Genomic DNA, 21,713 nt, shown 5'->3' on the forward strand with positions numbered 1-21,713 from the left:
CTGCATTTGGATCAACGTTTAAGTTTGTTTCTATAGGAGTTACTTCTGGTTCGTAAACTTCGTTTTCAGCTTGTGGTTTTATTGTTACTGGAACGGTTAACTTATCTTCTGTTCCGTCTGGATAAGTTACTGTTACATTGATTTCTGTTGTTCCTGGTGTCTTTCCATCTGGTAGTGTTTGACCTTCGTCTACAGTTACTACTGGTTGCTTTTCTGCATCAGTTGGATAATTTGGAACTGTTACTGATCCTGTAACGTCATCTTCTGTTACTGGAGTTCCGAAGTCTTTTTCAACAGGTTTTGCTTCTGGTTCGTAAACTTCGTTTTCAGCATTGTATTGTGCAGTTATTGTTGTTACTTCTGCAAATGTGCCTGTTAATGCGTGATCCCAAGCTTCTGCTCCTTCTTTTTGTGTGTAACCTGCGTTTGGAGTTACTGTTGGAGCTGTTAATGTTACTTCTTTTTCTGGATTTACCCAGTAGTTTATTGTTTGATCTTCTGCTATTGTTCCATTGTCTCCTGCACTAAAGTCTACTAGTACATAGTTGTCTGGAACATTTGGCTTTTCTTCGCCTGGGTTTTGTGCTACTACATCTGCAGTCAGAACATACTTAGCTGTATAAGTCTTCGTTTCTACAGTATCAGCATCTCCTGGCAAGGCAGGATCCCATTTACTGAAGGTTTGGGTTTCATCTTTGTATCTTGCTGTTGGAACTACCAATCCTGCTTCTTTTGCTTGACCCCAGCTTAAGCTATCTTTTACGTTGTAAGCTTTTTTAACTCCTTGGTCTATAGACGGATCTGAATTTAAAGTTCCCCCTGCTGTTGGATCAAATACCACCAATACATATCCTTGAGGAGTTTTTGCGTCCGCTGGATCAGTTTCGAATGCATCTCTATTTTCTTTGTACTGAGCCACATAAGTGTTAGAAACTACTTTTTCTGAACCTATTGGTAGTTCTGGTTCCCAACTATCAAAAGTTTTAGTTTCGTCTTTGTAAACTGCTGTAGGAACTTTTAGTCCTGCTATTTCAGCTTCCGTCCAAGTTAACGTCACTTTTACGTTATAAGCTTTTTTAATTCCAAGTCCTACTGTGCTTGTATCACTAAAAGTACCTTCCATTGTTGGATCAAAGATTACTGTTACAAAGCCTTCTGGTGTTTGTGGATCATCCGGATTGGTTTCGAAAACATCTTTTGGAGTAACAGATAGATTCTCTGTTGCTACGTTTAAAGTATCTTTCATTACATGGATGGGCTGGCCATCATTGGCTAGATAAGACATCTTGGTTCCATTTTTAAAGTCAACTGTAATTCCATAGTCTCCAAAGTTTCCGTAGGCAACGTCTTGGGTGTTTCCATTGCTATCGGTTAATGTTACCACTAAGGCTGATAGGTTTAAAGGCTGTCCATCGATGTAGGAAAGTTTTGGTTGGGTTTTTATAACCATGTCGGTTACCTTTTCTTTGTCAAAGATAGCCGTAGTCGCTGTTGCAGTAAAAGTTGTTTCTTCATTTATTGTTATAGATGAAGGATCTGTAACCGCATGGCTTGCATCGCTCCAAATAGGATCCTTATATTCTGTTGCAAGAACGTCTGCTAGAGTTGGAAACTTGGAAATATCTAACGTATCTCCTGTTTTTACAGCATAGGTTTTTCCAAATAGGTCATTATCCTTAATTCCTTCGCCTTTTGCTACTGTTACTTTTACATAACCCTCTAGCAAGGCAACTTCACTTCCAGTAATGTCATCTCCAGATTTTATAAAGTGAACGGTGTAAATATTTCCACCCACAATATTTTCTGTATCCGATACTAGTTTTCCTGTTGCTTTTGCTTCGTCCCAGTACCAAACTTCATTTCCATCCATTGGGTCTACTTTTACCTTTATGGTTCCAAAAGTTTTGTCTTCAGCGTCTTTTTTTACCAATAGAGATATTATCTCTTGACCAATAAGATCTTGTTCATGAAGAGTGCCCTTTGCTTTATCTTCTGTCTTAAAGGTAACAATATCGTATTTTTCTTTAATTATTATATTTCCATCTTTGTCCTTGGTAGGAATATTGCCATCATCAGGACTGGTTGGATTCGAAGTATCTACTGGTATATAAGGAATAGTATCTAGAATAGATATTCTATCAGCCGTTGCTATCAGCTTAGTGTCTGCTTGAATTCCCAATACAGCATCTATTGCTGGCTGAGGAGTCCATTTAATGTCTCCTGTAAAGCCCTCTGCAACAGTTACTTCTGGTTTTCCTGGAAGATCAGCTTCCTTTGTACCAGCTTTTACAGCAACTGTCTTACTTTCAAAGTTGTTTACTCCAATGCCTACTTCATAGGTTACATGAACAAATCCTTCTGGGAAGGCTGGATCTTGTACTCCTACCTCGTCGCCATGTTTTATAAAGTGGGCTATGAAAACATCACCTCTAACGGCTTGATGTGAATCCTCTACAGCTACCTTTGGTTGTTCTTGGTGATCCCAATACCAGAAGGTATTGCCGTTTAAAGCATTAGCAGTAGGTTTTAAGTCTCCAAAGGTCTTTACCACACCTTTTTTAATAAGGAAGGATATGGCTTCTTTGTCCGCCATGGCATCCTTGGTTAAATTTCCCTTATTTATATCTTCTGTCTTAAAGGAAACCACATAGTATTCGTCCTTTACAATGGTGTTTCCGTCGCTGTCTGTTGTTGGGACATTATCATCCTCTATATTGGAAGGATCGGAAGTATTGGCAGGAATAAAAGGTATCACTTTTTGGGTAGACTTTTTCACGGCCGTTGCAGTAATGACAGTGTCCGTTTGAATACCTGTTTCCTCTATAGAAGGTTCTGCTGTCCATTTTACTTCACTTAAATATCCCTCTAAAGACACGGTATCTGGCCTTCCTGGTAAATTCGCTTCTGCTGTCCCCTTTTTAACAGCTAATGTCTTCTCGGCAAATTCTTCTACTCCTTCACCCGCCTTAAAGGTTACCTTTACAAAATCACTTGGAAGAGCTGGGTCTGTAGCAGAAATTTCTTGGCCTTGGGTCACAAAATGGGCGGTGTAAATATTTCCATTTGCAATTGCATCTGTACCGGCTACGGCTGTTCCTGGTGTTTTTTCTTCATCCCAGTACCAAAGGCTATACTCTGTTTGCTCATTTACGGTAGGAACTACGTCGTTAAATGAATTTATCGTTCCATCTTTTCTAACAAGATATAGGATGGAGATGGTTTCTTTTTCTGCTACATCCTTACTTGTTAAGCTGCCCTTTGCTATATCTTCTATTTTAAAGGCAACTATATCATAGTCGTCTTTTACAATTACCAACCCTTTTCCATCAGTTTCTGGAATGTTTCCATCGTTAATATTGGCAGGGTCGTTCTTGTTTTCTGGTACAAAGGGAATTAAGTCTTCCTTGGACTTTTCTTGAATTTTTAAGGATTCTGTACTTGCTGTTAGAGTACCCTTAGTAATGGTAATTGTTTTGTCTTTATCATTTGAAGTTAGTCCTGCTCCATCTTCAAAGTCTGCGCTTAATCCATAACTATCAAATAAAGCAAAAGGTACATCTTGGGTGTTGCCATTATTGTCCGTTAAGGTCACCACAAGACCAGATAAGTCAAGCTTTTCTCCTTCAATATATGAAAGTTTTGGTTGAGTTTTTATAGCTATTGAAGCCACATTATCTTTATCAAACAAGGAAGATGTTGCGGTAGCAGTAAAAGTAATATCTTCTGTTATTCGAACAGTGGAAGGATCTTCTACTGTATCTACCCCATTGTTCCATTTTGGGTCCTTGTAATTGTTATCTAATAATCTTGCAAGGTTTGGAAATTTAGATGCATCTAAAGTCTCCCCATCTTTTACCGCATAACTTTTGCCAAACAATTCGTATGTCAGAATCCCTGGCCCGTTGGTAATTGTTACTCTATGGTAGCCTTCTGGAAGAGGGTTGTCCTTTCCTGTTATATCGTCTCCAGATTTTACAAAGTAGGCGGTCCTTATTTCTCCGTCTGTTACTGTGTCCCCTTTAGCGTCATTCCAATACCAAAAAGCGTAGCCATTTTTTTCTGTGTAGGTTGCAAGTCCTATATTGGTCCAAGCAGTGTCTTTTTTAACCAAAGCAGAAATAACTTCTTTGTCTCTCACATTTCCAAAGCTTAATAGGGCAGAACCACTTGGATCTACCTTAAATGCTACTCGAACATAGTTGTTTAAGACTACCTTACCACCATCAGAACCTGTTTCAGGTGTATTGGCATCATTGTTGTCAATAGGGTTTGCTGGGTCTACTGGTGTGAATGGGATAATTATATCGTCGGTGTTATTGTGGTCATATTGGGCCAAATGCTGTGTATCTTCTGTGTAGACTTCTTTCACAGGATTGTCCCACCCAGTAAAAGTATAGCCAGGGTTTGCAACAATTTCTGGGCTAGCTAGTGGAACCGTAACGCCTTTTAGTACATAAAAAGTAGTCTCTTTGCTTCCGTCCTTAAGCGTTCCATTGTTCATAGAATTAAAGGTCACCGCTACATAGTCTTGGTCACTTGGATTGTTAGTAGTGATTAAAGCCTTTCGAACCAGCTTTACTTCCAGTGGATCGGATTTACTAACTTGGGTTTGGCTTTCTATCTTGTAGGCATATTCCCCTTGTACAATATATCCATTGTTTAGATTTTCTAATGAAACTTGAGGAGTTTGGGTTCCGTCAAAGTTTCCAGTATAAACGCCTTCAACTTCATAAAGTTCAAATAGATCAACAGGATCTATATTTGAAGGAATTGTTTGTTCATTCTTACTTTGACTTCCTATAGTATAAGTGTAGGTTCCTGTAGGATTGTCTACAAGTTCTTTAGTCGCAGCATCTGTAGTAGAAAATTCCACCTCGGTACTTGCCACTTGGTAAAGATCCATAGTATATATCGTTGTTCCCAAATCTCCCTGAGAAGGGGTTGATGTCTTTTCCACAACTTTTCCTATTACCCCAGTTGTATTTAGGTATAAGGCGGCGTCATTGCTAATATCAAATTGAGGGAATTTCCCAAAATCCAAATTCAAATTATCTGGCGTAAATGTACGGCTAGTAGTAGTTTCTACATCTGATTTATCAATGGTATAATAATCCAAATTAGCACCATTTGGAAAAATTTTATCAAACTCAAACTCTTTTCCATTTAGTCCGTGAAGCACCACATTTACTAGTACTTTATTTTCTTCATAGACTGGGTCCGGTGTTGCTAAAGGAGCAGCAAAGCCTCCAGCCTTAAAGAAACTTAGCTTTTTTAAATCAGGTTTTTGAGATAAATCAAAAACTAATTTATTACCTTTTTGAACTCCTACAATCTCTTGGCCTTTAGTCTGACCTTGATTAGTCAGTCCTGCAGCAAAGGCAGGGCTAACCGTTCCAAGGATCATTACTAAGGCTAAGAGAAGGGAGAGAATTCTATTTTGTTTTCTCATATTTCCTCCTCGTGAATATTAACGTATTGTTTGAGAATAAACTGCATCTTTATACCCTGAAAGACTTCCTGTTATTCTTATTTTATCTCTTATAGCTAACTTAAATGGTTCGCTAGACTTTGTTAAATTGATTGTTTCTTGATCCTGACTATTTAATTTAGCCGAATCCAAAGTTATGGTTTGACCATTTCTTATAACTTCAATCTTCAAAGATACATTCGCTTGTCCTTCTACGAAAATTTTTGTAGAACCTGTTCGTGGTCTATTAACTTTTAGAACAAACTCTGGCAAAACAGCACTTACTCCAAGCTCTTTAGTTGCCTTATTACCAAAAGAATCATAGATAGTAATAATATAGGTCTTAGCTTCACCCAATTGTTTTAAGGTATCGTCATTAATATCCATAACTAGGTTATTGTTTACTGTTGAATACTTTAATGGTATTTCATTACCATTTCCAGACTTTACAGTAACCTTTAAAATCCTACTTGGATCTGTCACTGAACCGGTAATCTTATCCATATAGCTAAATAAATCAGGTTTAATGGTAAGTTCTTTTCCTGAAACTTCTGTCGGCGCTTGTAAATCCAGCTTTACAGGACCTGTCTTTTCACTTGGGAACTTGTTAGGTTCTTCTACTACAAAGTAAACTTCTTGGTTGTGTGTTAAACCAGTCAATGGGAAAGTGAATTTTCCTTGTGAGTCTACTGTAGCTGTAATTTGTTTTCCGTCAGTTCCGTTAATAGGATTTCCATCTTTGTCCACAAGTTTTACAACTGTTCCAGTTGCCAAAGGATTGGAAGTAGTAACTCCAGAAACATTTCCTGTGATTCCTTGTTTGTCAGCTGCTTCATCATAGGACTGTTTCATATTTTCAGCTACTCTTGATGGGTCTCCATAAACTGCATAAACCGTCCTTCCTGTGTCTATAGGTGAAGTTTCTGTAAATCTATAAACTGTACTTCCATTATCAACATTTTTCCAGTCAGAAATATCTGTAAGTGTTTCAGCTTTAGCAAAGGACATTACTTCTGCTTGACTACTTAAAGCTTTTGTTGACCATCCCAAAAATTGTAAAGTACCCTTTACTGGATCTTGGGTTCTTATAAAAGTTTCATGACCTGGATATTGGCGTTTGCCAAGCTCTGGTTCTTTTAAAGCTTCTCCATTGTGATCTGCCAATATTCCATTTATATATTTTATATTAGGTCCTTCAAATCCGTTACCTTGATATGCAGGGTCATTTGAATATTTTTCATTTAATGGAGCTATCTTTTCTATAGCTGTAGTAGAACCAGCTATATTACCGCCATTTAAATCAAAATTAACTTTTGCTTGAACTTGTTCTGTAACAGTTTCTGAAGCAAGCCTACCATCATCTTGGTTGAAGAATTCTATAGGTTGATCCTTTACCATTGGTTTTGCAAAATCTGTATTGGTAAATTTATAGGTATATTGATAATTTACACCCTTTACAGTGGTCTCTTCAGGTGTTGCAGCAGTGGTCACAGTTTCTTTCTTATTAGTATCAACAGCATTAAAACCTGTAACCATACTCTCTTGATATAGAGAATGTCCTGTATAAGTTGTGGAATCTGTAAAGATTTCATCCACCACAGGCATCAACGTTCTATCAAATACTACACCTGCTAATTTGTCAGAGTTTTCTAAAGTTCTTGCTGGTTTTATTTTATTCCTTTGGACTGAACTTATCTTAGCAGTCTTTGTTGCAGTTGTTGCGTCTCCATTAAAGTAAATATTAACAGCATTGTCGTCCTTAATGGTTCCCGCTTCCTTATACACATCCATCGGTATAAGAACATCTATAGTCTGTCTGGCTTTTATAGTTTGTCCTTCCCTAAATGGAATTTCAAAAGTCCTAGCCTTTTGAGTGTTTTGAACCGCTGTAAGACCTCTATACTCTCCAGTTGTTGAAGGCATTAGATAAGTCATACCTTCATTACCACCAATGTTAACTAACAATTGCTTTGCTACTGTTACATAGTTGTCTCCACTAGCATCTATTCCAAATAAACTGGAACCGAATAATTTATCTGTAGTTATTGTGATCTTTCCACCGGCTGGAATTTTAATATCTTCATCTGCAGTATAGGAATACTTCGACCAACCGTTAGTTGTAACATTGTTATAGTCAACATCAGGAGTATCTAGTATAAAGGCTACCCTTAGTGCAAAACTTTCCAAAACTTTATTTGGATCCGAAAAAGATTCTTTCATCAACTTGTCTTCGTCTATATTGAAAACCGATACTGTAAACAAGTTATTTAGAGTTGCCGCTGAATGAAAGTATACCTGCCTAATATCATCGGTAATCACAGCGTTATTTTCAATAGAATCCGTTTTTTTGAAAGCGTTAGAACCCAGTTGAAAAACATTGGTTTCTCCTATTTTATTCACATTACCCATCTTCAACGGCGCCTGTTTCGTATTGGAATAGGGCTTCATATTGGTATCTCTCATGGTTACAAATCCTACTTCTCCATTTTCATCAGGTTTTAGATACTGTGAAAATCTAGAGTCAAAGGATAGTCTATAGCCGATATTTCCAGAATCTAGACTGGTGTAATCGGATGCTTGTTTAATATAACCATGAAAAATTACCAATCTATGGTTTTCTTCGTCATAGTTTGTTAGAACAGTTCTTTGGGTAAATAAAGGTATTTGCGCTGCATTTGATGTACTAGGTGCATAGTTGTAAGTCTTTCTATTTTCTATTTCCCCTGCTCTAATGGAACTTTTTCCTGGCACTATAGTAGAAAAAGTATAGGCATTATATCCATTTAATCCTGTAGTAAGCTTCCTATTAATCTTAGCAAAGTATCTATTTTGAGATAGATTTAAAAAACGAGATTGAATTAAATAATCCTTCCCAAGATTTTTTTGGGTGATACCATCCTTTAAAACCAGTTTAATTGGATTGTTCCAAACTTGTGAGGCAAAAGAACCTCCCTTTACTAGTTGATTTACAGTTACTTGTCGAACTCCCTGTTGAGCTGGAGTTGAATTTGAAAACTTAATCTTATCTGTTGCTGAATTCTTAGTTGAATCATTTTGATAATTTAAAGTTCCAACAAAAGACTTATCCCAATCTATCATAGAATCCAGTTCTGGATTGACCTTAAATTGGGCATATTGATAGTTGTATTTTGCTACTACGGTATTTGGATCGGCACTAGAATAAGCCATTAACTTTAGGTTAATAACAGTTCTTCCTTCGCCATCTACTGAAAATCCTTGGAAACCTATATCATAGTCAACCCAAGGTGTAGTCGTTAGCCCCCTATCATCATAGGTAACACCTGGTGGTGTAGGCCAAAAGTCACTATTGTCTTTACTTTCTTCCCAATTTGCAAGGGGTACTGCAGCTTTAGTATTTGTAGGTACTATACCCAAAAACATAAAAGCTACTAGTAGTAGAGAAAGTATCCTTTTTAATTTATAATTCATCTCATCCTCCTAATAATTATTGTGCTTTAAATTTAACATCTTGACAGCACCATCAAAATGAACCTCTTTGAAATACAATTTTTTGAAGCATATTGCTAGATAACCAATTTAAAATATCACGATATGGGAATGTCCCTTATTTAGAATATAAAAGTTTTGAAACGCCTCCTTTTAAAAAGACTTTTAAAAAACTAGAATTTAATCCGTAAAAGAGTAAGGAAAAAGCTCTAATAACATTTGGATTTTATCAATATTTTTCTCTTTATATTGATATTTAATATATCTGCAAGAAAAAAATAAGCATTTTATAATCCGATATAATTTAAATCAACTAATTTTAATGTTATTGTTTGCATATTTATAGATTTCTTCCCTCTCTAGTAACTTTAATTATAATAAGAATAATCACAAGAGTCAACGCTTTTATATACACAGAAAGATTTAACATAATTTTAATATTTTGAATTTTCATACAGGCTTGCTATTCCAATGCCTCTAGAGAAATTACCTAATAATTAAGTAATTTTAAAAAATTACAATTTTGTAACATTTTCCTACGTGAACTTAAAAAACCCTCGGCTCACACCGAGGGAATTCTATTTTTCTATTAATGTTTTGTTTTTGATTATATACTTGATGTCTCCTAAGCTTTCCACTTCTGGGTCATGGCTTGCCAGGATGATGGACTTTCCTTCTTGTTTCCAGTCTTCGAATACCTTTAATGTCCTCTTTTTCCAGTGCTCATCTAGGTCATTAGTAGGTTCGTCTGCAATTATTATCTTTGGATTTCTTCCATAGTTAATTGCAAGCATTGCCCTTCTTCTCTGTCCTCCACTTAAGGTGTGGGGCAGGGAATTAATTTTATCTTCTATGCCAAGATCGTTTAATAAAGCTAGTATTTCTTTTCTATCTATCTTACGTCCTGCAATTTCACTTGCAAATTGAATATTTTCTCCTATTGTTAGGGCCTTTATCATAACGCTGGATTGAAATAGGTATCCAAATTCTGTTGCACGAATCTTAGATTTTTCCTTGTCGTCTAAAGTCCAAAAGTCCTTGCCATCTACCAAGAGTCTTCCTTCTGTAGGTTGTAAAAGCCCACCCAGGACCATTAAAAATGTGGATTTTCCCGTTCCCGACTCTCCGGAAATCGTGGTAATCCTTCCTTCTTTTACCTTCAAGCTTACATTTTCTATGGGAGTCACCAGTTCACCTGTTGTAAAGGTCTTTGTAATATTTTCTACTTCTAACATTAGATCCCCCCTGTTATGGCTTGACTAGGTTCTATGGATGCATTTTTTAAGATTGGTCTTATGGTTGATAAAAGACTTATGACCAAGGCAAAAACTATACTAAGTATCATGGAAATTATTATGCCTTTGACATTGTAGCCAATTGGAAGTGACATCAACTTCTTTATCTGTCCAGAAATAAGAACCGTTGTCACTCCTCCTAGTAAAGCTCCTATGACCCCGGCAATTCCCGCTTGGATTAGCACTTCTAGAAAACTTTCCTCTATGATCTGAAATCTGCTAAGCCCTATGGACCGTAGATATCCAATCTCCGATTTTCTTTCCTTTGCCATCATATTGTAAAGGGTTGAAACTGCAATACCCGTTGCAAAAAACACCAGTACTGCAAATATCATGAAGATGGATAAAAAGCTCTTCACTTGGTCTTTTATGACTTCTCGAAGTTGGGAGACGTGGATTACCTTCGCCCCCAAATCTTCTACTTTTAAATTTTTAATGAAGTCCTCTACTACAACTCCCTCCTTTAGTTTTATAAAGGAGGTGGTTATAAGGTCCTTTGGGTCCTTTTCATCGAAATAGTCCGTTGAAAATGTGTTTTTCCCTAGGGTTCTTACGGTGTCCAGGTCCATGAATATGGACTCGTCAAATCCGCTTCCCGTCTTATAGAGCTTTCCCTTTACATCAAAGACATTGTTCAGTAGAAATGCCTTTTTCCCAAATTCATCTCCAACATTTTGTCCCAGAATCATATTGCCTTCTTCAATCTTTTGTAGGTTTTCATCTTTTAACCATGGCTTAATAAGAAAGTCTGTTTCGTTGTCCACTCCTACTATTCTGTAGGTCTTGTCGGTTCCGCAACAAAGTCCTCCCGGCAGGGTCTTTACAAAAAATTGATTTGTAATATTTTCTACATCTTCTAAAGGAATCTTTTCCATTAAAGACTTTTCCTCTATATATTTCATTTCAGAAACTCCACTATATAGAAAGTCCTGGGGATTGCTCTTTGCCTTTGCAGGATAAATTACCACATCTGCTCCCATTCTGTCTTGGTTGAGTTTTAGCCCCACCTTGGTTTCATGGTAAATATTGTATACCACCGTAAAAACCATGGTAGAGATCAAGGTTACAAATATGGCAATTAAGACTTGGTTCTTTCTTCTAAAGACATTTCTTACCGCCAGCTTAAACACTATAATTCTACCTCATTTTTAATGAATAGTTGTGCAATTCCCATTACAATCAAAAATGCTCCTATGATGATTGTGAAAGTCTTGGTGAAGTTACATGGCATTGTGTCCACTTTACATTTTCCAATACCGATTTTATCAAAGGTTATTGCAATGGTTAAAATTCCCAGTCCTATAAATTCCAAGGAAGTCTTTCCCTTTTTTATTAGATTTGCCACTGCTATAACTATTACTGCAATGCTTAAGTAGATTAAGGCAACGGCTAACCAATGACATTTCATTGGTATTTCCATGCCCTTTGCAGTCTTTACCATTCCGGTGCAAGGTGCAGCAAAGGTCTTTAATCCAATAATCAATAATACTGAAAGTATTATTCCCCCTATGTTAAAAATCTTACTCATATCCCTCTTCATACATATCTCCCCCTTGTTTTAATGATATCTATAGAATAGGACTATTGTTCTACAGGATTCCAAACTTGTTCTAATGTCTTTTCTGTTTCTATACTATTATCTAAGATTTCAAATTTCTTATAGTCGTTTATGATTTCCTCTAAAGAGTTCTTTGTTACATCGTCACCGATTTTAAAGTTCAAGGTCTTTGCAAAGTTAACTGCATCTTCCTTATCTATACTTAACCAGTCGTTGTCTATAAGTATTTGACAGAATTCTTCTTTGTTATCTTCAATCCAGTTGGATGATTTTGTAACCGCATTTATTATCTTTTCTGAAGTTACAGGATTTTGTTCTACAAAGTCAGAGTTTAATGCAAGCACACAGCATGGTTCATGTTTAAAGTCTTCGTCTGTAGTTATTGAACGAATTGGTCTAATCTTACCTTCCTTTACAAATGGTATTGCAAATTGGTCTGAAAGAAGGGTTGCTTGAATTTCTCCGTTTTCTAATGCTTGCATTGAAGCTGATGTATCGATAACCTTAAAGTTAACTTCTTCTGGTTTGATATTGTCATGGTTTAAAAATCTTAGACAGATATTGTGGTCACTTCCACCAATTCCATCATGGATTGCTATGTCTTTACCCTTCAATTCCTCTGTGGATTGATATTCACTGTCTGCTTTTACAAAAAGTGTTTTACATCCAGAATGTAATCCCTTACCAAACACCATCTTTACACCGTTAGCTGCTGGAACTAAAAGTGTTGCAATATGGTCTGAAGAAAATTCTGCCTTTCCAGTTCCTAGAGCGTCAGCTGCAGAAGTACCACTTACGATTTCTACATCCACTCCCTCTTCTTCATAGAATCCTTTAACTGTAGCAACTGGAGCTGCAGCAGTACAAAGTCCTCCGTTGAAAAGTAGTTTTACTTTTTTACCATACATAGGTTCTTTTTTCCATGCCTCTTCCTTTTCTTCTTCTGACATGTTTTGGGTAACTTTTGCCCCTTCTGTTCCATTTTCCTTGTTGTCGTTTTGATTTTGGTTTGATTGTGGTGTACAGCTAGTCAATAGGATGACTAAAGCTGCAACAATTGATAATATTTTTTTCATTTTTTCTCCTTACTTTATTTCTATTTTTTCTTTTCCCCAATGAAGTTTCTTCATTATATCTCTTCTCAGTTCAGTGAATTTTAAATCCGTTCTATCCCTAGGATATTCTAGGTCCACGTCGACAATATCCTTTATTTCTCCCGGATTTGGCTTCATTATAAGTACTCTTGTGCCCATGTATATTGCTTCATCTATGTCGTGGGTAACCATGATCATCAGGTTGTTTTTATCTCGCCATAGCTTTAACAACTCGTCCTGCATGCTCATCCTGGTAAAGGCATCCAAGGCTCCCAGTGGTTCATCCAACATAAACACCTCTGGACTATTTATCATGGTCCTTGCAAGACTTACCCTTTGTGCCATCCCCCCTGATAGTTGGTGGGGATACATATTGGAAGCTTTCTCAAGTCCAATTAAGGATATCAATCTATTTACCTCTTGAGGATTCTTCTTTTTCTTAATCCTTAGAGAATACTCTATATTTTCCCTTACTGTTAACCAGGGAAAAAGTGTCGGCGATTGAAACACCATTCCTCTATTGGTGTCCGGCTCATGGACCTCTTTGCCATTTAGCAAGATCTTTCCCTTGGTAACTGGAATAAGGCCTGCAATAAGTCTTAAAATAGTACTCTTACCACATCCAGAAGGACCAACTATACAGAGAAATTCTCCCTTGTTGGCTTCAAAACTGATATTTGATAGGACAGTTTGTAAGTCGTTAGGTCCATTGGAGAACACCTTTGTGACATTGTCCAGTTTTAAAACCGTCATTATATCTGCTCCTTCCATTTAAGTACTTTTCTTTGAATGGTATTTAACACAAAGTTAACCGTTAAGAATACCAGACAGATGATTACAATTGCGGCATACATCTTGTCAAAATTTGCCCAGGACTTTTGCCATGTGATGTACCATCCTAAACCACTTTCAACCCCTACCATCTCTGCTACCAAAAGGGCAGTACAAGCAGTTGACATCCCCTGAACTAGTCCACTGAATATATTTGGCATGGCAGATGGCACCGCCACGTTCAATATAAGATTCTTTTGACTTGCTCCCAGGGTTTTGGCAGCGTCGAAAAGTCTAGTGTCAATGGTTCTAATTCCAGTCATGGTAGCCGTTGTAAGGGCAAACCAGACACCTAAGGCGATTACAAAAACCGCTGCTCTATGCAAAGTGGAAGCTAAAACCATGATGATAGGTAGCCAGGTCATGGATGGAATTGCCCCTAATAGTTTCATAAAGGGACTTATCCAGTACCTAACACTCTTAAAGTAACCACAGAATAATCCTGTAATAATTCCTAATATGGCACCGATAAAGTAGCCCTTTAAAAGTAGATAAACAGAATTATAGATACATTCCCAAAGATAGGCCCTGTCTCCCCAGGCTGAATTTAAAACTTGATCCACCCATGGGAAATATGGAAGCATAAGCTTTCCAGTCTTTAGGGTTAAAATATCGTAAACCATAAAAATCAGATAGACCACCGTATAAAAGGGTGCCTTATATCTAAATTTTCTAAAAACATTCTTATTAAAAAGGGACACTACTGCAAAGATTAGCATGATTCCTGCCTGTATCAAAATAAAGTAGGAATACAGTGCCGTTGCAACTCTTCTTGGGTCATGGGGCCAGTAGATATATTCCACAAAGGCTGCCATGGCCATTAAAAAAGGTAAGAATATGATAATTCTATCTAAAATCATCTCCGATTTGGTCTTAGGCCTTTTTTCCAACTCCTCTAAATCCTCTTGAGTTAGGGATTCGAAGGTCCCTCTTTGTTCATCGTTGTTAATTTTTTCTTCCAAAACTTCACCTCCATGATATATTAAATAAATCAATAATTTCTCCAAGGGCTATTATAGCAACAATCGTCACATGCTTCAAGGTTTTTGATAAGTTTTTAACATATATTAAAATTCTTTTTTATTCGAGGGTTTTATAGTAATATTAAATAAATGTGCCCAGTTTTGAAAATTTTTCTCTAAAACCTTTTCATGATATACTCAAATTGTTGGAGGTTAATATGAGAATTTTTTACTTGGAATACCATATAAAATTAGATACCGTCTTTTCCATAAAGGACAAGAGAAGCCTTAGGCTTAGACTCTTTAATAGATTGAAAAAGAACTTTAATATCTCCATCATGGAAGAGGATAAAAGAGACAGTTTAGATTATCTTGACTTTGGAATTTGTTATTTGGCTCCAGACATTTCCTTTGGCGACAGCTACTATGAAAAGATTGACCTTTTTATCAGTTCCAACTTAGAACTTGGTAGTAGCATTATCGAAGTCCATAAGGAGATAATATAAAACACCAATCCAAGACCCTTATATAAAGGTATGGATTGGTGTTATTTTTATGCTCTATTTAATTTTATAGAAACTTCTTCCCCATTGAGATCCATCTTTTCTTCAGATAGTTCTCTGTTTACAACTATCTTTGTTGCAAGAGTTTCCTCTTTTATAAAGTCTTCGTATTCCTTTACTGCACTTTCCACTTCCTCTGTAGGAAGGTACTCTATTGTGATATTGTCAAGGATATCGTAGTCGTTTGACTTTCTCATCTGTTGAACCTTTGAGATAAACTCCCTTGCATAGCCTTCGGCTTTAAGCTGTGGAGTTATGGTAGTGTCTAGGATTACAAAAAGGTTGTTGTCCATGGTGACATCAAAGCCTTCCTTTGCTGAAACCCTAACTTCTACATATTCCCTCTTTATCTCGGTTTCCTCTCCTTGTAATGTTACAAGTTGTGGCTCTTCCTCCAATTTACTTACGAAGTCCTTTGCATTTACCTCTTGTAGGTAGTTTTGGAAGTCCTTAATCTTCTTTCCTAAGATCCTTCCTGCTACTTTAAAGTCAGGTTTTAGTTCATAGTTCATAAACTGGGACAAGTCCTCTTTAAATTCCACGTTTTTAACATTCAATTCCTCTTTGATTAGGGGAACTAAGTCGGAAATGGTATCTTGATATTTTGCATCTACCACAATTTCAGTTAGTGGTTGTCTAACTTTTATATTTACTTCTTCTCTAGAAGCTCTACCAAGGGTAACTAGTCTTCTAACTATATCCATCTTCTCTTCAAGCTTCATGTCGATTAAAGCCTCATCAAAGTCCGGTGTATAGTCAAGATGAACGGAAACTTTATCTGTAAGATTTCTATACATCTCCTCCGCCATAAATGGAGTAAATGGTGCAATAATCTTAGTTAGTCCCAATAGGATTTCATAGGTGGTGTTATAGACAGCTTTTTTGTCTTCATCTACTTCAGTCTTCCAGAATCTTCTCCTATTTCTTCTGATATACCAGTTGGATAGATCTTCTATAACGAAGTCTGAAACTTCCCTTACAACCTTTGTAACTTCAAAGATGTCCATGTTTTCCCTATAGGATTTAATTAGGTTATTGAACCTTGAAAGAATCCACCTATCTATTTCCGGTCTTTCACTTGGTTCTATATAAAAGTCTCTAGGGTCGATTTCGTCGGTGTTAGCATAGAGTTTGAAGAAGTTGTAGGTATTTTTAAAGGATCTGAAGAATTTACTTTCAACTTCCCTAAGTCCATCTACATCGAACCTAGTTGGTACCCATGGTGGAGATACATATAGTGAATAAAATCTTACTACATCCGCACCGTATTCATCGAATAATTTGATTGGGTCCAGGGTATTTCCTCTGGATTTACTCATCTTCTTTCCATCTTTGTCCAAAATCAAATCATTGACAAGAACATTTTTATAAGGCGCTTGTCCTGTAGTAAGTACAGAAATCGCCAATAATGAATAGAACCAACCTCTTGTTTGGTCAATACCTTCGTTGATAAAGTCTGCTGGGAATAGCTCTTCAAAGAATTTGTCCTTATTTTCAAAAGGATAGTGATGTTGTGCAAAAGGCATTGCGCCAGAGTCAAACCAAACGTCAATAACGTCAGATTCCCTCGTCATTATTTCTCCACATTCTTCACATCTTAGATGCACATCGTCCACATAAGGTCTATGAAGTTCTATGTCTTCAGAAATATCTTCAATTGCCCTTTCCTTAAGTTCTTTTCTAGAACCCACTGAAGTGGTGTGACCATTTGGACATTTCCAAACTGGGAATGGAGTTCCCCAATATCTTGATCTAGAAATTGCCCAGTCGTTTAGATTTTCCAACCAATTACCAAATCTCTTCTCTCCAACGAATTCTGGGAACCAGTTTACCTTATTGTTTTCATCTATAAACTTTTCCTTTAACTTTGTAACTTCAATGTACCAGGAAGGCTTTGAGTAGTAGATAAGAGGTGTTTGACATCTCCAACAGTGAGGGTAGTTATGTTCGATCTTTTGTTTTCTAAACACCTTTCCCTCTTCTTTCAGATACTTAATTATCTCAAGGTCCGCATCCATTACAAACATATCCTTCCAAGGAGTTTCATCAAACTTACCTTCTTCGTTAACTGGATTGATTAGTGGTAGGTCGTATCTTCTACCTGTTTGGTAGTCGTCTTCCCCAAAGGATGGCGCAGTATGGACAATTCCTGTACCGTCGGTAATACTTACATAGTCGGCCACAGTTACAAAAAAGGCCTTCTTGTCTGGCTTTATAAATGGAAGTAGCTGTTCATATTCCATATATTCCATTTCTGTTCCCTTTAGTTCTTTTAGGACTGTGTACTCTTCACCTAAAACCTTGTCTGCAAGGGCCTTTGCAACATAGTACTTATTGCCCTTAGACTCTGCTAGTACATAGTCTATGTCTGGGCCAACGGTCAATGCCACGTTTGATGGCAATGTCCAAGGAGTTGTGGTCCATGCCAAGAAGTATTCGTCATGGTCCACTCTCTTAAATGCCACGATTATAGTGTCTGTCTTTATCATCTTGTAGCCTTGGGCAACTTCATGGGATGCAAGACCTGTACCACATCTAGGACAGTATGGAAGAATCTTTGCGCCTTCATATACAAGGCCCTTTTTGAACATATTATCTAGTAACCACCATACGGTTTCAATATAGTCATTGTCCAAGGTGATATATGGATGGTCCATGTCCGCCATAAACGCCATTCTGTTGGACATTTCTCTCCAAGCCTTCTCATAGGTAAAGACAGATGCCTTACATTCCTTGTTAAAAGCCTCCACACCGTAGTCTTCTATTTCTTTTTTATTGTGAAGGTTTAACTTCTTTTCCACTTCAATTTCCACAGGTAGTCCATGGGTGTCCCAACCTGCCTTTTTCTTAACTCTAAAGCCTCTCATGGTCTTATATCTACAATTCATGTCCTTCAATGTTCTGGAGATGACATGATGAATTCCTGGCATTCCATTGGCTGTTGGAGGGCCATCATAAAATACATAGTTTTTATCTTCTGGTCTTTGATTTACTGTTTCATGTAATAGGTCAATTTCCTTCCAATAATTAGCCGTTGCAATTTCCCTTTCTCTTACTAGCTTATCGGAAAGATCTCTAAATTTAGCCATAACTTCCCCTTTCATATCTCTTTATTTTCTCTAACTTCAAATTCACATGGTGGTAAACTTTTAAAATAGGTAATAAAATTTTGCATTAAAAAAGCCCCTAGAAAGTCTAGGGACGAAAATTCCGCGGTACCACCCAAATTGTGAACAATACTTCACCACTCAAATACTTAACGCGTATAACGTAATACTCTACCTATCGAATATTAAACTCCAAGCTGATACATCTTTTACTTTAGCAATTCGTCTCACCAAACCGAATCTCTCTGAAACCTCCATAAAAGAACGGGCTCTTCTAAGTCTTTAATGGTTTATATTCTATTATCAATGATTTTATTTGTCAAGAACTTCCGCATTGAAGTCTATGGAATTTACCAATAGATTTCTAATCTGTTCCACAAAATCTTGATCTTCTTCAGTAAAATTATTTATTATATCTGAGTCGATGTCTATAACCCCGTAGCATACATCATTTTTTATAAGGGGCACAACTAGTTCTGACTTTGCCGACTCATCACAGGTAATATGTCCTGGGAACATGGATACATCGTAGACCTTCTTGGTTTCCATAAGGAGCGCTGAAGTTCCACATACCCCGTCACCTACAGGAATCCTAATGCAGGCAGGTTCTCCCTTGTAAGGTCCAAGGATTAAAACGCCATCTCTATCCATAAGATAAAAGCCTGCCCAAATTACATTTTCCATATTGTCATAGATTAGTTCTGAAACCCTTTGTAGCTTTTCATTTACAGTTTTATATTTCATAAGTTCATCTAAAAAGGAACTTAAAATATCATCATATGTCTTCAATTTCCTACCCCCTACAATCCTAATTCATCTTGTTTTTGTCTCAATTTAATTATAGTTTGTTCCTCTTCTAATTCTACCATATCATAAGTCAAAGGTTGATCTTTTTTTACATCCACCTTTAGCTTTGTCTTCTTAGTAATAAGACCCATTGGAAGAAGATTTTTTCTCCTTTGGTCAATATGGCTAACAATCTGTCCATAGACGTCCTTTCCGCCAATTCCCTCCAAGGACTGTCCTTTTTTCAAGTCCCTCTTTGCAAGGGTAATAGTGTCTGAAACCTGGCCTTTTTCAGGTACTATGGTAGGATCTTTTTCCACAATGGCATTATAAATCGTAATTGGAGTCTCTAAACTAGTTAGATGATAAGGCCTATATAGAATATAATTAGGACCTTTACCCATGGACAAATACCCCATCAAATCGTGTACTTCCTTTGTGTCGTGGGTTACCACAGCAAAAACTCCCGGGGCAATTCCAAAACAGAAGTCGACAATTCTATAGTTATTTAAAACTCCTCCCTGTTCCTTTAGAGAAAACTGTTTTGCCATGGACTCGATATCCGTTGTAAGTCCGTGACAACCCGGGATATCTGGAGTAAATCCCAGTGCATTTGCAACGGAAGTAAGTTCTATCATGGTATTGGTTCCATCTACAAAGGCTGTCAGCATCTTTGGATAAAGTCCCTTTGATAGGGCTTCCTGTCTTAAATCATCCTCAGTTGCATAGAAGTTTAAGGGATTGTTTTTTCCCTTACCAACAGCCAGTAGTTTAAAACCTGCACCTACTGCAAAGTTTGCAAGTTCCATAATGGCTCCCGGCTCGTCACCGGCAGTTCCTGTATAGACTACATTGTGTTTCTTTGCCATATCGTAGATTATAGGTCCTACAACCGCATCGCATTCTACATTTAACATAATTACGTGTTTGTAATTTTTTATACTCTCAATTGCAAGTTTTGCACCAAAGGGAGGATTCCCCGTAGCATCCACAACTCCTTGTATTGAGTCCATTTCACAGGCAAGGCTATAATCCTCGGTAATTACATAATTTTTCTTGGACATCGCCAATTCCGCCTGGGATTTATTGTTGGTATAAATTATGTCTTCTGGTTTGATGCCCGCAGAAATCAGAGCGTGCTTTGCCTTATCAAGTTTTTCCTCTACGATAATGGAAGTGGTCATTCCTTTTATACGACTTATTTGGTTAACAAGTCCCGTTCCCATCTTTCCACTACCAACTAAGGCTATCTTCAATTCCTGTCCTCTATTTGTAAGCTCTTGGAGCTTTCTTGTCATCTTAAACATTTTCCACCTCATTTATGGCCTTGGCACAGGCATATGCCGAAGCCCAAGCCCAATGTAAATTGTATCCGCCACAATCTCCATCGACATCTACAATTTCTCCTATTAAGTAAAGTTTATCATAAATTTTGGATTTAAGGGTTTTTGGGTCTATTTCTTTTGTGTTTATGCCACCACAGGTCACTTGTCCATCCTTTTCTGACTTGTATCCTTCCACTTGTAAAACTAAGTCTTTACACTTTTTAGCGATATTGAAGGCATCCTCTTTAGTTAAAGTCGATACATTGGGATGGTAAATCTTTAAGTCTTCCAATATACATTCTGCAATATTTCTATTGATGACCCCAGTAAGGCAGTCTACCGGCTTTTTGAATCCATTTTGACTAAAGGAGGCCATAAGAAAATTAAATAGCTCATTTTCTTCAAAATAGGGAACTAAATCCAAAGATACATAGGTCTTTTTGCCCCTATTAATCTCCTCTATGGCTCTACCGGATATCTGTAGGATGCCCGGCCCGGAAATTCCATAGTCGGTAAATAGGACGTCAGAAAACTGTTCCATTGTCTTAACGCCATCACTTAGAAGATAGACTTTACCTGGAACCTTTGTCCCTGGAATCCTTTTATAAAGCTTTTCTGCTGTCCTAAGCTGCACTATTCCAGGATGGGTTTTAGTTATGGTATGTCCTAAGTTTTTTACCAGTTCATATCCATTTCCATCGGATCCGGATTTTTCCATGGCACGACCCCCTGTAGCAACAATTAAATAGTCGCATTTAAACCCCTGGTTATCATATTTTAAAATCCTTATACCTTTCTTAAAATCAATCTGTTTTATATATGAGTTAAGATGAAAGATCACATTGTTTTTTTTCGCTTCCAAAATCAGACTACTGGCTACAGTTTCAGCTTGAAGACTCATGGGGTAGACCTTTCCTTCGTCTAATTCCAACTCCTTTATTCCCATTTGATTAAAAAAATCTATACAGTCATAATATCCGAAATTTTTTATTATAGACATGGGAAACTTAGGGTTTTCTCCATGATAATTTTCAATATCTATATTTGTATTTGTAAAGTTGCATCTACCATTTCCAGTTGCGTAAAGTTTCTTCAATAATTTGTCATTTCTTTCAAAGACATGGACTTCGTGGCCCCTGCTTCCTAAGAGAATAGATGCAAACACTCCAGAGGCTCCCCCTCCGATTATTCCAATTTTAGCCATAATTCCTCCCATGGGATATCTTTCTATAAAGCTAGAGACAGCCATTAGCCGTC

Annotated in this window: 13 protein-coding genes and 1 other annotated feature; of the genes, 1 reads left to right on the plus strand and 12 read right to left on the minus strand. The window is 37.1% G+C overall.

What is annotated here, in order from left to right; genetic code table 11:
- From Q1K37_RS07065 to Q1K37_RS07100, 8 genes are all read right to left on the minus strand, one after another.
- Positions 1–5,449 (minus strand): Rib/alpha-like domain-containing protein (locus Q1K37_RS07065; protein ID WP_300410835.1); only part of this gene is annotated, 5,449 nt, incomplete at its 3' end.
- An 18-nt stretch (positions 5,450–5,467) separates the two neighbouring features.
- Entirely contained in the window at positions 5,468–8,917 is a 3,450-nt protein-coding gene (locus tag Q1K37_RS07070) for a hypothetical protein (RefSeq protein ID WP_300410836.1), read from the minus strand.
- 596 nt (positions 8,918–9,513) lie between these two features.
- Positions 9,514–10,170 (minus strand): ATP-binding cassette domain-containing protein, encoded by a 657-nt coding sequence (locus Q1K37_RS07075; RefSeq protein WP_300410837.1) that lies wholly within the window; start codon positions 10,168–10,170, stop codon positions 9,514–9,516.
- A complete protein-coding gene (locus Q1K37_RS07080) occupies positions 10,170–11,360 on the minus strand; it encodes an FtsX-like permease family protein (RefSeq protein WP_300410839.1) in 1,191 nt (396 codons plus the stop codon). Before Q1K37_RS07080 ends, Q1K37_RS07075 begins: the two co-directional genes overlap by 1 nt.
- A complete protein-coding gene (locus tag Q1K37_RS07085; protein ID WP_300410841.1) occupies positions 11,360–11,770 on the minus strand; it encodes a DUF4418 family protein in 411 nt (136 codons plus the stop codon). The genes Q1K37_RS07080 and Q1K37_RS07085 overlap by 1 nt, the downstream gene beginning before the upstream one ends.
- A 41-nt stretch (positions 11,771–11,811) precedes the next feature.
- Positions 11,812–12,864, minus strand: a complete 1,053-nt coding sequence (locus Q1K37_RS07090; protein ID WP_300410843.1) for an ABC transporter substrate-binding protein — start codon at positions 12,862–12,864, stop codon at positions 11,812–11,814.
- Positions 12,865–12,873: 9 nt separating this feature from the next.
- Positions 12,874–13,635 carry an ABC transporter ATP-binding protein gene (locus Q1K37_RS07095; RefSeq protein WP_300410844.1) on the minus strand — a complete coding sequence of 254 codons (762 nt, stop codon included), beginning with the start codon at positions 13,633–13,635 and terminating at the stop codon, positions 12,874–12,876.
- On the minus strand, positions 13,635–14,675 hold the full coding sequence (locus Q1K37_RS07100; RefSeq protein ID WP_300410846.1) for an ABC transporter permease subunit: 1,041 nt from the start codon (positions 14,673–14,675) through the stop codon (positions 13,635–13,637). The genes Q1K37_RS07095 and Q1K37_RS07100 overlap by 1 nt, the downstream gene beginning before the upstream one ends.
- Before the next feature lie 218 nt (positions 14,676–14,893).
- Between Q1K37_RS07100 and Q1K37_RS07105 the strand changes: the two genes are divergently transcribed.
- Positions 14,894–15,181, plus strand: a complete 288-nt coding sequence (locus Q1K37_RS07105) for a DUF503 family protein (RefSeq protein WP_300410847.1) — start codon at positions 14,894–14,896, stop codon at positions 15,179–15,181.
- A 47-nt stretch (positions 15,182–15,228) separates the two neighbouring features.
- Here the strand turns inward: Q1K37_RS07105 and ileS are convergent, their stop codons facing one another.
- The 4 genes from ileS to Q1K37_RS07125 form a co-directional block, all read right to left on the minus strand.
- Entirely contained in the window at positions 15,229–18,327 is a 3,099-nt protein-coding gene (ileS, locus tag Q1K37_RS07110) for an isoleucine--tRNA ligase (RefSeq protein WP_300410848.1), read from the minus strand.
- Positions 18,328–18,432: 105 nt separating this feature from the next.
- Positions 18,433–18,631, minus strand: a binding site (T-box leader).
- 26 nt (positions 18,632–18,657) lie between these two features.
- The gene (locus Q1K37_RS07115) at positions 18,658–19,134 is read right to left on the minus strand and encodes a GAF domain-containing protein (RefSeq protein WP_300410850.1); all 477 of its coding nucleotides are present in this window, start codon (positions 19,132–19,134) and stop codon (positions 18,658–18,660) included.
- 11 nt (positions 19,135–19,145) lie between these two features.
- A complete protein-coding gene (locus Q1K37_RS07120; protein WP_300410851.1) occupies positions 19,146–20,438 on the minus strand; it encodes an NAD(P)-dependent oxidoreductase in 1,293 nt (430 codons plus the stop codon).
- Positions 20,431–21,660 (minus strand): NAD(P)/FAD-dependent oxidoreductase, encoded by a 1,230-nt coding sequence (locus tag Q1K37_RS07125; RefSeq protein WP_300410853.1) that lies wholly within the window; start codon positions 21,658–21,660, stop codon positions 20,431–20,433. The genes Q1K37_RS07120 and Q1K37_RS07125 overlap by 8 nt, the downstream gene beginning before the upstream one ends.
- Positions 21,661–21,713 lie beyond the last annotated feature (53 nt).

The organism is Lagierella sp., from assembly GCF_029983815.1.
Lineage (GTDB): Bacteria > Bacillota > Clostridia > Tissierellales > Peptoniphilaceae > Mediannikoviicoccus.

Bases quoted from the DNA above. Each gene is read 5' to 3' on its own strand.
- Q1K37_RS07120 (WP_300410851.1), bottom strand. From the start codon at position 20,438: ATGTTTAAGATGACAAGAAAGCTCCAAGAGCTTACAAATAGAGGACAG.
- ileS (WP_300410848.1), bottom strand. From the start codon at position 18,327: ATGGCTAAATTTAGAGATCTTTCCGATAAGCTAGTAAGAGAAAGGGAA.
- Q1K37_RS07085 (WP_300410841.1), bottom strand. From the start codon at position 11,770: ATGAAGAGGGATATGAGTAAGATTTTTAACATAGGGGGAATAATACTT.
- Q1K37_RS07090 (WP_300410843.1), bottom strand. From the start codon at position 12,864: ATGAAAAAAATATTATCAATTGTTGCAGCTTTAGTCATCCTATTGACT.
- Q1K37_RS07075 (WP_300410837.1), bottom strand. From the start codon at position 10,170: ATGTTAGAAGTAGAAAATATTACAAAGACCTTTACAACAGGTGAACTG.
- Q1K37_RS07095 (WP_300410844.1), bottom strand. From the start codon at position 13,635: ATGACGGTTTTAAAACTGGACAATGTCACAAAGGTGTTCTCCAATGGA.
- Q1K37_RS07105 (WP_300410847.1), top strand. From the start codon at position 14,894: ATGAGAATTTTTTACTTGGAATACCATATAAAATTAGATACCGTCTTT.
- Q1K37_RS07070 (WP_300410836.1), bottom strand. From the start codon at position 8,917: ATGAATTATAAATTAAAAAGGATACTTTCTCTACTACTAGTAGCTTTT.
- Q1K37_RS07125 (WP_300410853.1), bottom strand. From the start codon at position 21,660: ATGGCTAAAATTGGAATAATCGGAGGGGGAGCCTCTGGAGTGTTTGCA.